Source organism: Endozoicomonas sp., from assembly GCF_031844845.1.
In the GTDB taxonomy this organism is placed as follows: domain Bacteria; phylum Pseudomonadota; class Gammaproteobacteria; order Pseudomonadales; family Endozoicomonadaceae; genus Endozoicomonas.
Genome location: NZ_JAVRMB020000294.1, coordinates 1 through 14,748, shown reverse-complemented (window position 1 = coordinate 14,748; position 14,748 = coordinate 1). Strand labels below are relative to the sequence as shown.

General features: G+C 48.8%; 10 protein-coding genes and 2 pseudogenes. 7 read left to right on the top strand and 5 right to left on the bottom strand.

Annotation, left to right across the window (positions count from 1 at the left end):
• Window positions 1-22: 22 nt before the first annotated feature.
• Complete coding sequence (locus RM811_RS15980; protein WP_402526230.1) at window positions 23-925, top strand: ACT domain-containing protein; 903 nt, start codon at window positions 23-25, stop codon at window positions 923-925.
• Complete coding sequence (locus tag RM811_RS15975) at window positions 891-1,046, top strand: hypothetical protein (protein WP_402526269.1); 156 nt, start codon at window positions 891-893, stop codon at window positions 1,044-1,046. Before RM811_RS15980 ends, RM811_RS15975 begins: the two co-directional genes overlap by 35 nt.
• 28 nt (window positions 1,047-1,074) lie before the next feature.
• Here RM811_RS15975 and RM811_RS15970 read toward each other — a convergent pair whose 3' ends face one another.
• The 3 genes from RM811_RS15970 to RM811_RS15960 form a co-directional block, all read right to left on the bottom strand.
• Window positions 1,075-2,400, bottom strand: a complete 1,326-nt coding sequence (locus tag RM811_RS15970; RefSeq protein ID WP_402526227.1) for a dicarboxylate/amino acid:cation symporter — start codon at window positions 2,398-2,400, stop codon at window positions 1,075-1,077.
• Window positions 2,401-2,947: 547 nt separating this feature from the next.
• Window positions 2,948-3,172: a hypothetical protein gene (locus tag RM811_RS15965; protein WP_402526224.1), complete on the bottom strand. Its 225-nt coding sequence runs from the start codon at window positions 3,170-3,172 to the stop codon at window positions 2,948-2,950.
• Between the two features lie 252 nt (window positions 3,173-3,424).
• Window positions 3,425-6,571: a hypothetical protein gene (locus tag RM811_RS15960; protein WP_402526221.1), complete on the bottom strand. Its 3,147-nt coding sequence runs from the start codon at window positions 6,569-6,571 to the stop codon at window positions 3,425-3,427.
• A 494-nt stretch (window positions 6,572-7,065) separates the two neighbouring features.
• Here RM811_RS15960 and RM811_RS15955 point away from each other — a divergent pair, with 494 nt between their 5' ends.
• On the top strand, window positions 7,066-8,574 hold the full coding sequence (locus tag RM811_RS15955) for an NTP/NDP exchange transporter (RefSeq protein ID WP_402526219.1): 1,509 nt from the start codon (window positions 7,066-7,068) through the stop codon (window positions 8,572-8,574).
• A gap of 83 nt (window positions 8,575-8,657) precedes the next feature.
• Entirely contained in the window at window positions 8,658-10,040 is a 1,383-nt protein-coding gene (locus tag RM811_RS15950; protein WP_402526216.1) for an OprD family outer membrane porin, read from the top strand.
• A 686-nt stretch (window positions 10,041-10,726) separates the two neighbouring features.
• On the opposite strand, the gene RM811_RS15945 is transcribed toward RM811_RS15950, so the two are convergent.
• Window positions 10,727-11,800, bottom strand: a complete 1,074-nt coding sequence (locus RM811_RS15945) for a patatin-like phospholipase family protein (RefSeq protein WP_402526214.1) — start codon at window positions 11,798-11,800, stop codon at window positions 10,727-10,729.
• Between the two features lie 103 nt (window positions 11,801-11,903).
• On the opposite strand from RM811_RS15945, the gene RM811_RS15940 reads away from it, so the two are divergent.
• The gene (locus RM811_RS15940) at window positions 11,904-13,031 is read left to right on the top strand and encodes a hypothetical protein (RefSeq protein ID WP_402526211.1); all 1,128 of its coding nucleotides are present in this window, start codon (window positions 11,904-11,906) and stop codon (window positions 13,029-13,031) included.
• 77 nt (window positions 13,032-13,108) lie between these two features.
• On the opposite strand, the pseudogene RM811_RS15935 reads toward RM811_RS15940, so the two are convergent.
• Window positions 13,109-13,390: pseudogene (locus RM811_RS15935) on the bottom strand (allantoinase); the annotation flags it as partial.
• Window positions 13,391-13,522: 132 nt separating this feature from the next.
• Here RM811_RS15935 and RM811_RS15930 point away from each other — a divergent pair.
• Window positions 13,523-13,666, top strand: a complete 144-nt coding sequence (locus RM811_RS15930; protein ID WP_402526208.1) for a hypothetical protein — start codon at window positions 13,523-13,525, stop codon at window positions 13,664-13,666.
• 288 nt (window positions 13,667-13,954) lie between these two features.
• Window positions 13,955-14,260: pseudogene (locus tag RM811_RS15925) on the top strand (DUF1302 family protein); the annotation flags it as partial.
• Between the last annotated feature and the right edge of the window lie 488 nt (window positions 14,261-14,748).

Sequence of the window (14,748 nt, the reverse complement as noted above, 5' to 3'; positions counted from 1 at the left end):
GAAGGCCAGTGAACACCGGCCAATGAATGAGATGATCCAACAGGCTTTTGCAGGACTGGATCCATCAAAACAACTGCTTATTGCCACCGGCTACACCCACTGCCAGGAGCAGTTGATGAGAACCTTTGATCGTGGCTTCAGCGAAATGACCTTTGCCAAAATCGCCACTGTCACCGGCGCCAGGGAAGCCATTATCCATAAGGAATATCACCTCAGCAGTGCTGACCCCAATCTGGTGGGGAAAGACAACGTTATCCCCATTGGCATGACCAACTTTGATGTTGCCGACAAATTATCCAATCTCGGCATGGAAGCCATTCACCCGAAAGCCGCACAGGAAATCCGGAAAAGTGGCATAACACTGAGAATCAAAAACACCTTCGAGCCTGAGCATCTGGGCACCATTATTGACCAGAATTACTGCAACCCGAGGCCCTGTGTAGAAATTTTTGCCGGACGTAAAGATGTAGCTGCTATTGAAATATTTGACCAGGAAATGCTGGGTTCTATCGAACACGATCTGGAGATCAGCCAGCTTATCCGGGAACTGAAACTGGAGCTGGTGAATAAAGAGTCCGACGCCAACAGTATCACCTTCTACCTGACGGGAAGCCGGAAAAAAATCAACCGATTGGTTCGCCTGACAGAGCAAAAATACCCGTCAGCGGAGGTAGCCATTCACAAAGCGGCCATTGTTTCGGCCATTGGCTCCGACCTGAAAGTAAAGGGTATACTCGCCAAAACGGTCTCCGCCCTCTCAGAGGCCGACATTAATGTGATGGCCCTGCATCAGACTATACGACAGGTTGAAATGCAGTGTATTGTTGCCGAATCAGACTATGAGAAAGCCATTCGCGCACTGCATAAAACACTGGTTGAAAACGAAAATCATGGCTCCGTTATCCGGCGTTATGTGGCGGCCTGAACGAAGGGCAGTCGAGAATCCGTTGATCATCTCTTATAGTGAATGGATCGAAGAAAAACTGGCCAGTGCCCTTGGTGATAATGGCACTGGCCTCTCTGTTTTACAGAGTTTTCTGTTTTAAACCTTTTTGATCAGGTAGAAATGGTTGATCAGGCAGAAACAGTTTGATCTTCCTTTACAATATGATGGAAATCGATATTTTCTTCGGTATCACCGGCGTGAATATCATTGAACACATCCAGATCAATGTTGTTCTCAGATTTCGCCACGATGCAGGTGACGACACTGTCGCCGGTAATGTTTACCGCGGTACGAATCATGTCCAGAAGACGGTCAACACCCATAATCAAGGCAATACCCTCCAGAGGCAGGCCTACCTGTTGCAGTACCATGGCCAGCATGATCAGGCCAACACCCGGTACGCCAGCGGTGCCGATAGACGCCAGGGTCGCTGTGACGATAACCATGAGGTAGTCATTGATGGCCAGGTCAACACCGAAAGCCTGTGCGATAAATACCGTAGCTACACCTTGCATGATGGCGGTGCCATCCATGTTAATGGTGCTTCCCAGGGGAATAGTGAAAGAGGCAATCTCGTTTTTAACACCCATCCGGCGAGTGACCGCTTCCATAGTCACAGGAATGGTAGCGTTACTGGATGCCGTTGAAAAAGCGAACATAATAGCATCCTGCATTTTGGTCAGGAATATTTTAGGGCTCAGACCTGTGGTCATTTTCAGCAGTGAGCAGTAAGTCACCAGTACCTGCAATACCAGAACACCCGCTACCACCAGGAAGTATTGAATCAGGTTACCGATAGCGGCCAGATCCATGGTGTAGAACAGTGTGGCCATCAGGCTGAGGACACCGTAAGGCGCCAGATTCATAATCAGGGTGACCAGTTTCATCATCACTTCGTTCAGTGCCTGAAACATTTCTACGACAGGCCTGGCTGGCTTTCCAGCCGCGGCAATGGCAATGCCAAACAGCAAAGCGAATACAATGATCTGCAAAGTATTTCCGGATGCCATCGCTTCGAACGGGTTGCTTGGGAACATGCCGATAATGACTTCTGAAATAGAAGGTGCGGTTCTGGCGGCAAACTGGGTTGCGCTTTCAAGGTTGGCGCCTGCACCCGGAGCAACCAGAAGGGCGACACCCATTGCCATGCTGATGGCTATAAACGTAGTGAACAGATACAGGGCAATAGTCTTCCCCCCCAGACGACCTAAAGTGCTGATGTCTTTCAGTGAACAGGCACCGCAGACAATGGAAGTAAATACCAGGGGCACCACAATCATTTTCAGGGCTGACAGGAAAATTTGTCCCACCACATGGAAAATGCCATTGACGAGATACAGTTCAACCAGGGTATTACCTGGCGTGGCGTAACGCATAACCAGCCCCAGGGAAAGACCAATAACCATACCGATCAGAACTTTAGCGGTGAGAGATAGTTGAGACCATTGTTGCATATTCAAAATCCTTTATTGCTATAGGTGTTTTTTCTTCAGAAGCGGTCTTTGGAAAGGGTGATGTACAGCTGTCCTGTAATGAAAATTCGGTGTTAGGGTTTGATTTATTCGCCGCAGAAAGGGTAGTGGTTAACCGCAACGAAGGGGGTTGATGTAAGTCACTGTTTGGTGAAATAGGGGAGAATGCTGCGTTATTAAGGTTTATATTCTGTTTTTATGGATTTAGTCAGGTAAAAAATAGATGGTTAGCAAAGCCGGGGTCTTTCTTTTTGGGCAACAATCGACGTGATTATTAAAGACATATCGTTCTGTTGATCTCCTGTTCTATCTGTTTTTATTATTGATTAAGTCTGGGCATATCGGGGCTGGAGTGATAAATATGGACAATGCATATCAGTAAATATAACAATCAAAAAAGGATGTTTTATGCAGTTACTCCACGGTTTGGTATTTATCATGGTTGTTATCGGTATGGTCGTAGATTATATCTTCTGGTTTGGTGCGTAATGCTTCCATAAACGTTCTGGTCTTCCCTGTGATGCGGAACTCAACTGTATCGGGGGGGGGGACGGCGAAAGTCAGGGTGTTGGCATCGTCTACCACCGGCACCAATGACAGCAACCCTGTTTCCTACGGGAGCGCCCTTAAAGACATCCAGATAGCTGAGGACCTTGTTATGATCAATCCCTTCAATATCCAGCTTCCCTGGGGCAATGCCGGTGGCGACAATGACTTCATCAAAATCACTGTTTTCCAGCTCATCCGCTGACACTCGGTGATTCAGTTTCAGTTCAACACCGGTTAACTCAATCTGCCGTTTAAAGTAACGCAGGGTTTCTTCAAATTCCTCTTTACCCGGGAAGGTCCTGACAATATTGAATTGACCACCGAGACAGGAGGTTTAAGAATTTGTCCAGAAATAGCTTCTACATTTCAACGAACGTTGCGCGATGCCTGTAATCCGAAAAAGCCGGGCTCGCTTGCGTTTTTCAGGGCAACGGGCAACGTTATCTTGAAGCAATTTCTAAGGTAGTGTCATGAGTTCTGTGACAGCATCCAGTTCTTCTGCCTGGCTCGCCGTTAGCCAATTGTCAGCCATCAACCGGGCTTTTTCCATGGAGTCATTGATGATCACCTGGTCGTTAAGTTCCAGATCTGCAAGCATGGCCTCAATCTTGCCAAGGATGGCTTCTTTCATGCTGGCCAGCTCATTTTTGATGGGAAGGGTCAGAATGCTGACCGTGTGTATTATGTAAATGTCATCATCCGCCAGGTCCGGGGCAAACAGAATAAGTCTGACCATGGTCAGGGCAACCAGATCCTGAACTTTTTCTGCTGCTTCTGTTTCGGTTAATTCAGTATTGCCGGCTTCGTCCTGTTGGCGGGCATTATCCAACAGGATAATGGCCTGATAGTAGCTGTTGGTAATGGAGGTGATGATCTGGATGAGCTGTGTGCGCATATCCAGTTCCGGCTTGCCGAAATAGAACTTCTGTCGTCTGAAGGAGTCGGTCAGTTCCTGGTTGGCAAAGTTTGCGCCAATCAGTTCCGTCTTCGGATAAAAAGAAACGACATTGAGCATTTTCAGACGGGACCAGGCATAGATTTTTTTTCGCAGGGAATCCGTTGTTCCATATTCAAAGATATTGACGAAAAAATTGGCAAGGGAACGGCTGACGACTTCGTTGTCGTGAACCAGTGCCTTTACCATGGCCTGGGTGGAAAAGCCGACCGCCCCAAGCAGGTAATCCCCGTAAGAGGCCCAGGAATCCAGCACATCACGGGATTTGCCGGTAGCCTGAACGTCAAGCTCAAGCCCCCAGGTGTTGAGAATCTTCAGGTAAGCACGTTGTACATCCGGTTTTTCAAAGGCCGGATCAAAGTTTTTCAACGCGAACAATACCTCAAGGCTATATTCGTTCATCAGTCCCAGCTCCCTTAACCGCAACAGGCCGGGGTTGAGCCTTGATACCGCCAGCGCGTCCATGACCAGATTACTGTCATTAAATTCGGGGTGAAAGTAGCGCTGGCTATAGGCCGCCAGCGCAATGATAAGGGCCGATTGGTGATAGCGGGTAGCGCCCGGATCGGTCATCAGCATATGGTTGCCCAGACTCCAGTATCGGGTGAGCAGGGCCTCCAGCGTGGCCCGGTATGAACGGCTGGTCTGGGCTTCAATACTGAGTTTGCGATTAATGACGTTGACCTTGTCGGCCAGTTCATTCTGAATCTCTTTGTCCTCCTGAGGCAGGATGCCGGTGGTGCTGCCGATCCAGTTCTTGATAACGGTTTGCAGATGAACGATGGCCGGTTCTCCCAGTGAACGCAGGCCAAAGTCAAACATGGACAGCAGCAGATAACCGGATGCCAGATGCCAGAAGGGGGCCTTATCGGTCATCAGGTGCTTGATGGTGTGGGGATGGATCAGGGCAATCAATACTGAGTAGGTCAGGGCAGTGCCATGGATCGTTGCGGTGGCAATGGTTTCCTTATCGGGAAAATAATTCTGGTACCAGGTGGAGGCTGATGGCCCCGATTGTTTTTCCCCTTCAATAGCTTCGCGAGTCTGTGCCAAAGCGGTTGCGGTTGTTATCCAGTCAATGTTCCCATAGGCAGCAACTGCCTGTCGGGGGGCGGTTGAGAGTTCATGCCAGGATTTTATCTGGTCGTCATACCACTGTCGTACTTCTTTTCGGGTGCGGTAGTCAGGATCCAGAACGGGTAGCTGCTGCTCAATATGGAGGATGATTTCCGGTGAATGTAACGGACGATAAGCCATCAGAATGGACTTTATCAGACTGTCACCGGTCTTGACCTCAACATTTTCCCGGTAATTCTGCACCAGGGCGCTGGCCAGAATGGCGCTGGTATCCCGGTCACCGGATAATGCCTGACGATAAGCCTCGGACAAGTGCACCACCAGAGCTTCAATGGAACGCTGGGCATTGGACCGGGCAAAATTGGGCTGCTCAGCCAGAATGGCGGTGGCATTTTTTTGCAGGGTATTAAAGTAATTATTGGCAAAATCGCCGGTGGAGGATGTGGCGGAACCTTTCCCGGTGTCAATGGCTCCCCAGTTTTCCAGCGTTCGCCGGGTATTGGATGAGAATCGTTCTATCGTGGATTTGGTCGTCGCCATTCCGGCTATTTTGGCAAAATGGTCAACAATGGCATAGATGGCCGGGTTGCTTTTCTTATTCAGGAAGTAGAGGAACACCGCAGGAACGGAGACGCCCATCATAAAAATGGTGTTCCTGATATGGTGGGCAGGCACCCCTTTGAGCGCAGATTTGATCAACCCGGACTGTTCATCGCTGTCCGCCATGACGGCCATGCCTTCCAGTTCAGTGATGGTGCCATTTTCATAGGGGCTGCAATCGACATTACTGATACGCCATTGGTTCAGTAAGTCACAATATCTCAGATTGATGAGCGCAGAGTGTTGCACCAGTGGATCCATGGTGTGCAGGTATTCCTGAACCCGGGGACGGAAATCGGGCCATTGGGACCAGTCAATCCCCTGGTTAAAAAGGGTGTTTATACTGTCAGAGGCGTCGCTGGCCTTCGCTTCAGGATGAATGTAAACCATCACCTGAGCCGCCAGGGCGATCAGGGCCGCAGCGCGTTCGTGATCTTCGTTGTTGAAGGCCAGGCTGGCGGAAATGGCAATATTGTCAAGAATATCCTGCAAGCGGAAATAGGTTTTTCTCGCCTTTTGGGCATTCATGCTCAACATAGAAAATGTGAACAGTGAACGGAATAACAAATCTGTTTGTAATTCATCGGTATTTTTTCTCAGGTGATCGTCGGAGAGCGTTTTATAACTGAAACTTTCTAATCGGGCGGCGAGATTGTCGGTCAGGTGCTGGCTGGTGGATCGCCGGATATTACTGCCATGAATTGACAGCAGCTGTGATAAAAATGGATGATTTTTTTTCAGGAGCTCCTTGCTAACATTCAGAGCAATCTCAGCGCTCAGCGGCACCATGCCCCAGGCAACCGCTGTTTTCAGAATGCCGGTAAAGCCTGCCGTTCCTTGTTTGTCAGGCGTTGTGGGGGGGGCTTTGCTGCTGTGCTGAGCCTGAGTGTTGGGCAAGGCATGAGCAGGAATCGGATTGATGGTCAGTGTGCATGCTATTAATAAAATCAGAATAAAACGGACGTTCTTCATTTTTTTGGTAGCCTTTCCATCAGATACTGTAGCGGATACATAACAAAATTCGGCCATTTTGAAGCTTCAAAATAAATAGTTGTGCTTGTGTTGATAATATTTTTTAATGAAATTTATGAAAAAATTGGGGGTGTACATCTGGTTATTATAATTTATTTGGAGGTCATGGTGTCAGGTGAAATACCTGATGATTATTCATAATAAGAGTTTAGTTTCTATTGATTGTCTATTACGTATTTAGTTTTAAGTAAATACTCGTCAGAGCGGCTTATAAAATTCAAAGTGTCGAAAAAGTATCTACTATCCATATCATGCAGCAGATCATGAATGACCTGTTGGTTGTATCTATTGCATTCGGAGTTGAATTATAAATTGAGGCGGTGTCATCCTGATTGTTATATCAAGGCAATCTGGAACCTTTGAGAACTTAAATGTAAATGGAATTAATTGGCTGTATTTACTGTGGGGTTATGTTGTTTTTCGGAGGTGCCTGAGTGAGTGATGTTCCTGAATTTGGTAAGTGGCGAGAGCGCTTTTGGCCGGTTCACAGCCATGAGTTGAAGAAGCTGATTCCCATGATCCTGATGTTTTATCTGATCCTGTTTAATTATACGATTCTGCGGGATACCAAGGATACGCTGGTGGTCACCGGTGCCGGGTCCGGTGCAGAGATTATCCCTTTTCTGAAACTCTGGGTTAATGTGCCATTCGCCATTGGTTTTACCATTATTTATTCAAGACTGAGTAATGAACTTCGGAGGAATACGCTGTTTTATCTGATTATCTGGACGTTTATTTTGTTTTTTGTGTTTTTTGCCCTGGTGCTTTATCCCAATAGGGATATGCTGCACTTCCATGAATTTGCAGATTATTTAGAGGGTGTTTTGCCCGGCGGATTAAAGGGGCTTGTTGCCGTTATCAGGAATTGGACCTTTTCCCTGTTTTATGTAATGTCTGAACTGTGGGGGAGTGTCTGCCTGTCCATGCTGTTCTGGGGCTTTGCCAACCATATCAACCATATCTCTGAATCCAAACGGTTTTACGCCCTGTTTGGCATGATGGGTAACCTTGCCCTGCCGACTGCCGGTTATTTTGTCTACGTTGCTTCGAGTGTCCGTGAAAATCTGCCTGAAGGGGTTGATCCCTGGGGGTATTCACTGAATCTCATGACCGGGGTATTAACGCTGGGTGGCGTTTTGATCGTTGTTATCTACTGGTGGATGAATCGCTATGTGATAACGGATCCGACGCTGTTCAAGCCCATTGATAGCCATGAACCGGCCAATGAAAAGCTGAAGCTGTCATTGAAAGACAGTCTGAGACTGATTATTCACTCGAAATATTTATTATGCATTGCCCTGCTGGTGATCAGTTACGGGGTGTGCATCAATATGGTTGAGGTGACCTGGAAGAATCAGTTGCGTATGCAGTACCCGGATCCCAATGCTTACAACCAGTTTATGGGATTGTTTTCTACCTGTACCGGTCTGGTCACTATCTGTCTGATGCTGTTTGTCACCAACAACGTTATACGGCGATTTGGCTGGACGGTAGCGGCACTCTGTACACCGGTAGTTTTGCTGATCACCGGGAGTCTGTTTTTCAGTTTTGTGCTGTTCAGGGACTCGATTCCCGGCGGTGTGTTTACGGCCCTGGGTATGACGCCGCTAATGTTGACGGTAATTCTTGGGGCACTGCAGAACATTCTGAGCAAATCGACCAAATACGCCCTGTTCGATCCCACCAAGGAAATGAGTTATATCCCCCTTAGCCCGGAGGAGAAAGTTAAGGGCAAAGCGGCGGTGGATATTATTGGTAACCCCACCGGGAAATCTACCGGTTCTCTGGTGCAGCAGGTGTTAATGGTGATGTTTGGCTCCCTGTCTGCAATAGCCCCTTATGTCGCCGTTATTGTTCTGGGCTTTTTCGTGGTCTGGATTGGTTCAGCCCGATCCCTGGGCAAGCAGTTTGCTGAAGTGACTAAGGAACGACATATTACCTGAATGACCCTGAATGATATTGTCGTCGGGCCGGGGGCGTCGAGTCCTCCTGCCTGTTGTCTCTGAGCAGTAACGGCGGGTTTGTGATGGGTAGCTATCCCTTTTCTGTGGTTAAACTTGTTATTATTATTTTGTCGTGTAATTGCTTTTTTGCCGTTGCGGCAGAAGGGCAGGATGCCGGTGGTTTTCTTGAAAGCCCAGAGCTGGATGGCAAGCTGCGAACGGTTTTTTATGATGTGTACAATTCTGAGAAAGATCAGCATACAGGTGCCTGGACAGCTGCGTTATGGCTGAATGGTCGTACAGGCGATTTTGCGGATATGGTTTCTCTGGGAGCCGGTTTTTATGGCGTTGCCCGGTTGGAAATGGCAAAAGACAGTACTTATTCGTACCAGCTGTTGAATGATGCCAATGAAGGTTTTGGCAAGCTGGGTCAGGCTTACGTCCGGTTACAGGCTCCCCCGTCTTTTGCTGACTATGGCTCTGCCAGCTTTACCATTGGGCGACAAATCTTGAAAACCGGGTTAATTTCCGGTTCCAGTTCAAGGAGTGTGCCCAGCAGCTGGCAGGGCTACAACCTGAAAGTGGCCTCGGAAAATCTGGAGGTGGGTTTGGCCCTGGTGGATCGAATGTCGTTACGGAACCAGGCCGGGTTTCACCGGCTGCACAATTTCCCCGAACAGAAACAGGTGATTGATTATATTATCGGTGGTGAAGTTTTTTATCAGATGCCCGTGCTGGCAGACAGTGAATTATTCCTGAAATATCGGAACGGTTTTGCCAAAGACTTTCTTCGGGCTCATAATCTGGATGCTTTACTGACGACTCCGTTAGGAAGTGGTCGGGATCTGTCTCTCGGAGTTCGCTATTACCATACGGAAAAAGCAGGTGACCTCTGGCAGGGTACGGGCTGGGGCGAAAGTCCTTTATTTGATGATCATGCCAGTGTGATTAATGTACATGGTAGTTTGCATATTCCTTCAGGCTGGTCTTTTAACGCAGCAGTCAGCCATTATAATGCCCGTTCCTCTAACCCTAAACCCAATGACAAAACAAGTTATGCCCCGCCGGGCGCGTACTATTACGACCTTGGTGCAAACACCCACGGATTCTGGAATATAAGCACCAATGGTTTCGCTGAAGATATGATGTACGACGATGAAACGGTATTTATGGCCGGTGTCAGTTATGATTTCTCAGCCTCCGGAATTCAGGGATTGATGGGAGGCTACGCTTTTCATTATGGCTCCGGGATGCAAGTCACAAAGCCTGACGGCAGTAAAGCCGACACTTCCGAGTATGAGCATGATATCCATATTGTCTATCGGTTTTCACGGCCGTTTGCCAAAGGGCTGACCTTTAAACTGAAGTATGGCCTTTACCGGAATGACGAACTTTTGCGCAAAGCTATCCGGAAGCAGGAGAATGACCTGCGTGTCTGGCTTGATTACGATTTTATTGCTTTTTAGCATCTGATTATTGCGGGCATCCTTTGTCCGTCATTCTCTGCAATCGACTCAGCTGGCTTATGAGGGTGTTGCAAAAGGTCTTAAATGCCAATTTATACTATTGCCGTCTTTCCCCGAAGGAGGTTGTCGCAAAAGGTCTTAGGGAAGCTTATACCATCGTCATCCCCGCGAAGGAGGCTGTTGCAAAACCCACCAGGAACCTCGTTCCCACGCTCTGCGTGGGAATGCATAGCCAACCACAGGAATCGTGTCTGTGGTTGGGTCCTGGCGCTACCACGCAGAGCGTGGGAGCGAGGAGGGTTTCTCCTCGTTCCCACGGTCCCCCGTGGGAATGCATACCGAACCCGTCACAAATAAAACAGCCTGCATGAAACGCCCACAAATCCGGAAAAAGAGAGATCCCTCATCATTCGGCCAGCTCCGGTATGCATTCCCACGCAGAGCATGGGAACGAGGTTGAACCTCGTTCCCACGCTCTGCGTGGGAATGCATAGCCAACCACAGGAATCGTGTCTGTGGCTGGGTCCTGGCGCTACCACGCAGAGCGTAGGAGCGAGGAGGGTTTTGCGACAATCGCCTTCGCGAGGATGACGGTCGGGGGGTGTTTTGCCCTTTTGCGACAGCCTCCTTCACGGGAAAGACGGAGGGGGTAGAAATCGGTATTTAAGACCTTTTGCGACAGCCCTTTATATGGGGTTAACCACCTGTCGTATTTTACCGCTTGCAACCAGCTCCAGAAATTCCTCACCCAGTCGTGTACTTTCCTGAACAACCCGCTTCCAGTAACGCACCCGCTCATCAAAGGTAAACCGGGCAAAGTCATTACGATCCGGAATTTTCTGGTAGGGAAGCCGGTCGACAAACGCCTGTGAAGGAGAAACCAGCACAACATTATCAGTGTTTTGAGGAGACGGTCTGCGATGCTTAAGCGCCTTATCAAACCAGCCTGGAATCATTCGAGAATAAAAATGAGGATAAAGAACCAGACCATCACCCTGATGGAAACGCATATCAAAGTGATAGTCGGTAATCCCGCCATCACGATATCGACCTTCCGGAGCACCGGCTATATTCGTGACACTCTCCATCACAACCGGAATGGATCCTGATGCCATAACGGCATCCACCAGATTGGCTGCAGACAGTTTCACCCGCTCGGTAGTAAGATCGCTGGCGTGATAAAATTCCGGTTTCTCTGAATGTTCATATGCCGAATGGTGGAACAATGTACGGGTAAAAAAATACGACAAATACTTTCTATTAATCAGATTACCCGTAGCCGCCAGGCCCAGACCCGCCATCTGTAACGGTTTAACGTCAGAAGCGGTCAGCCCATGACTCCTGACGGCAATCAGATTAAAGCGCATCACCGGATTATTAAGGATCTGATGAATGCTTTCCTCAGGAATAATGCTTGCCACAAGCTCCCTGGCTTTCCTGCTGATCTCACTGGGATCAGGGTGCTCGGAATAACAAGTATGAAGATAGCCCTGCTCAAAGCGTTCATGGGCTGCCAGCGGGTTATCCTGAGCAAAACAGCTGAAACGCCAGCTGCCTGCGGATGTCCCTATCAGGTCAAGAGGTGTTGTTCTGTTGCGAAAATACTCCCCCAGTAACGCCTTATCCAGCCCACTGAGCACAAACCACTTGGGGCCGCCAGAAGCTCCGACAATGACTTTGACACTTTCCTGAGGTAAACCATTGGCACGAATATTGTCCAGCGCCAGACCTCCCGCCTGAATATCAACTAAACTGCTCATGCGGCTATTCCCCGAAAAATGCTTATGCGTGCCAATTCTATCGGATTAACCACACATCAGGGGAACTGATTTATTAAATGAGAACAATGTAAGGATTATTGTTATGAGTATGGGTATGGCGACATCAGGATCGTCAGTGAGTCTCCCGGAGACCGCGTACCCTGAGGCAAAAAGTACAGACCATCAACAAAAACCAAAACAGCGCACCACCAGTAATAGACGAACCCTGACTGCGTACTCATCACCCGCTCCCCCGGACGTGCCCTGCCCACATACCTTTGACAAGCCAGATATTACGTTTGCCCAATTAGCACTGCGACAGGTCAGGTCAGTCGCCGGGAAGCTGGTATCTCTGCTGAGCAAGGCAGCTGCAATCCCTGTTCAGGCCGCAATGAATGCACCGGAAATTGCCGGAATGGCTCCTAACGGGAAGGAGACCCTGGGGCTGCTGCTCATCTTGTTGAGTCAGATCGGACGCACACAGTCGGAATCCAATATTAAAAGTCTCCAGGATGATATTGATAAAATTTCTGACCGACTGGCAGAAATTAATGAGACGCTCTCGAATGCAAAAAAAGAGAATTGCACTGGCTGGAATAGTCAGGATTTAAGTGGAGTATTCAACCGGGAAGAAGATACGCTGATCAGAATTACAAACAAAGATCGGAGCCTGCATGACAGTAATTATACGATAGAGCTGGAAGTCGAATCTGCCCGGGAAAAGTTACAAACACTGCTGAAACGTAAGGAATATTTAGAAAGTACACTTACCTCCTGCTCCACCAATTCATCAACGAATGGCTCTCAATACTCTGACTACGCTGAATACTCTGATTACCCTGTAGACTCTGGTTACGCTGAAGACTCTGAAGACTCTGAATACGCTGAATACTCTGAATACGCTGAATACTCTGAGGACTCGGGTTATCGCAGCATCAATGGCTCAGATTCTAATGTCCTGCCTACTACTACCGACTCAGACTCAGATTCATACTCTGTGGTAATAACAATCATTATATCTATTGCTATAGCAATACTGACCCTATACACAGTCTATAAAGTCTGTAACCGACGCAATGGCAATAATGAACAATCGTCAGTGCGACCATCTGCTCAGACAGACCGACGCCGTCTGCTGACACCAGAGTCTGATGAGCAGATAGCGGAAATTGGCCCTATGGATACAGAGGCTCCGCCCCAATCATCCAATATCCTGGAGTCTTCGGTATAATCTCTGTGTTTTACCGACCCGGGTCGGGCTGTGTCGCAGCGCAGACCTTCGCAGCACCATGGAAAAGTCACCACCTGTCACATATTACAGTTATGGTGCTTGTGCCAATGTTGTGCAATCTGCTCCCGCGTACAAAGCCATACACGGTCTTTAGATTGCACATAATCCAGAAAACGAGCTAATGCAGCTGCACGGCCGGGTCGTCCAACCAAGCGACAATGAAGACCTGCCAACATCATTTTCGGTGAAGAATCACCCTCGTCGTAAAGTACATCGAAAGTATCTTTCAGATAATTGAAAAACTGATCACCGCTGTTGAAACCCTGAGCCGTAGCAAAACGCATATCATTACAGTCCAGCCCGCTTTTGACCAAAGCGACGTTGTTGAGATTGTCACTGCCCGGTGCGGAATCTGTCACTCAGAAACCCCTGCCGACCCTCTGCTCCAAGCACCTCCCGGTGGTCTGGTTTTCCATGACTCCATCGCCAGTATGGCCGATAAAATTTATAGCCAGTCAGTGCAAACACAGATTATGCCACTGGCAAATCGCACGGGCATGACAGAGGAGGAGAGGAATTTACCCGGACAGTGGTATCAACAACTCAACAACCACCGGCTAAAGCCGGTGGGTTAGTGTTACGGACTGAAAGTCCGGATACGCGTCAAAGACGCGTTGTTGCTAACCTTCACTCCTGAAATTTATCATCACCTATTGATTCCCTGGTTGCTGTCATCCTGTACAGGCGACTGCATGGATTCAGGAGGTAGAGTAATGCAGGAGCAATTACCGTGATTGTATAGGATCCATCTCACAGGGAAGTGAATGTGCGGTGAGATGGCTATCCCTGCGGGGTGGATTGTGTACAGTCCATGTACACAATGACAGAGGTCTGAGTTATTCCACCCTGACTGGTGGAACCAAACCGGTAATACCGAAGATTCAGACGAACGCCTGGATCGCTTCAGCTGGGGCTACAACATGATGCTCGGCGCCAACTGGAACAACGTCGCCATACCCGGCCTGAATCTCGAATCTACCTTCCGTTTCACCCACGATGTTGACGGCAACTCTCATATGACCGGCCGCTTCGAAGAAGGCGAAAAGAAAATCAATATGGGTCTGACTGCCAAGTACGACGATATGATGGCCAAAGTGACCTGGGGTGGCGATGCGGATAATGTTCTGCGTAAAGGCACCATTACCGGAACCGTTGGTTACACCTTCTAAACCGGCCCTCCTCGTTCCCACGCTCTGCGTGGGAATACTATCAGCAAGCCCTGCACTATCCGACAGGTCACGTATGCATTCCCACGCGGAGCGTGGGAACGAGACCCAACTCACTAACTCTGCCGACTTTGATTCTTTCATGCCGGTTGGGTCACGAGTCGGCTCGCCCCTGAACGGGGGAACCGACCTGCTCTCGAGTTTACCCCCCTCGTTCCCACGCTCTGCGTGGGAATGCATACGTGACCCACTGCCAACTGTGATTCTTGTATGGCGGTTGGGTCACAAGTCGGCTCACCCCTGAACGGGGGAACCGACCTACTCTCGAGTATTTCCTCGTTTTCCTCGTTTTCCTCGTTCCCACGGTTCCTCGTTCCCACGGTCTCCGTGGGAATGCATACAGGCCCCTCCGCAAGTGAAACAATCAGCATGAAACTCCTACAAACCCGGGCAATGATCGGGTTTTCCTCATGCGGCCAGCTCCGTATGCA

What these genes read in the sequence shown, in the direction of transcription:
- RM811_RS15980 (WP_402526230.1), top strand. Translation starts at nt 23, where the DNA reads ATGAATGAGATGATCCAACAGGCTTTTGCAGGACTGGATCCATCAAAA.
- RM811_RS15975 (WP_402526269.1), top strand. Translation starts at nt 891, where the DNA reads ATGGCTCCGTTATCCGGCGTTATGTGGCGGCCTGAACGAAGGGCAGTC.
- RM811_RS15970 (WP_402526227.1), bottom strand. Translation starts at nt 2,400, where the DNA reads ATGCAACAATGGTCTCAACTATCTCTCACCGCTAAAGTTCTGATCGGT.
- RM811_RS15960 (WP_402526221.1), bottom strand. Translation starts at nt 6,571, where the DNA reads ATGAAGAACGTCCGTTTTATTCTGATTTTATTAATAGCATGCACACTG.
- RM811_RS15950 (WP_402526216.1), top strand. Translation starts at nt 8,658, where the DNA reads ATGGGTAGCTATCCCTTTTCTGTGGTTAAACTTGTTATTATTATTTTG.
- RM811_RS15945 (WP_402526214.1), bottom strand. Translation starts at nt 11,800, where the DNA reads ATGAGCAGTTTAGTTGATATTCAGGCGGGAGGTCTGGCGCTGGACAAT.
- RM811_RS15940 (WP_402526211.1), top strand. Translation starts at nt 11,904, where the DNA reads ATGAGTATGGGTATGGCGACATCAGGATCGTCAGTGAGTCTCCCGGAG.
- RM811_RS15930 (WP_402526208.1), top strand. Translation starts at nt 13,523, where the DNA reads ATGGCCGATAAAATTTATAGCCAGTCAGTGCAAACACAGATTATGCCA.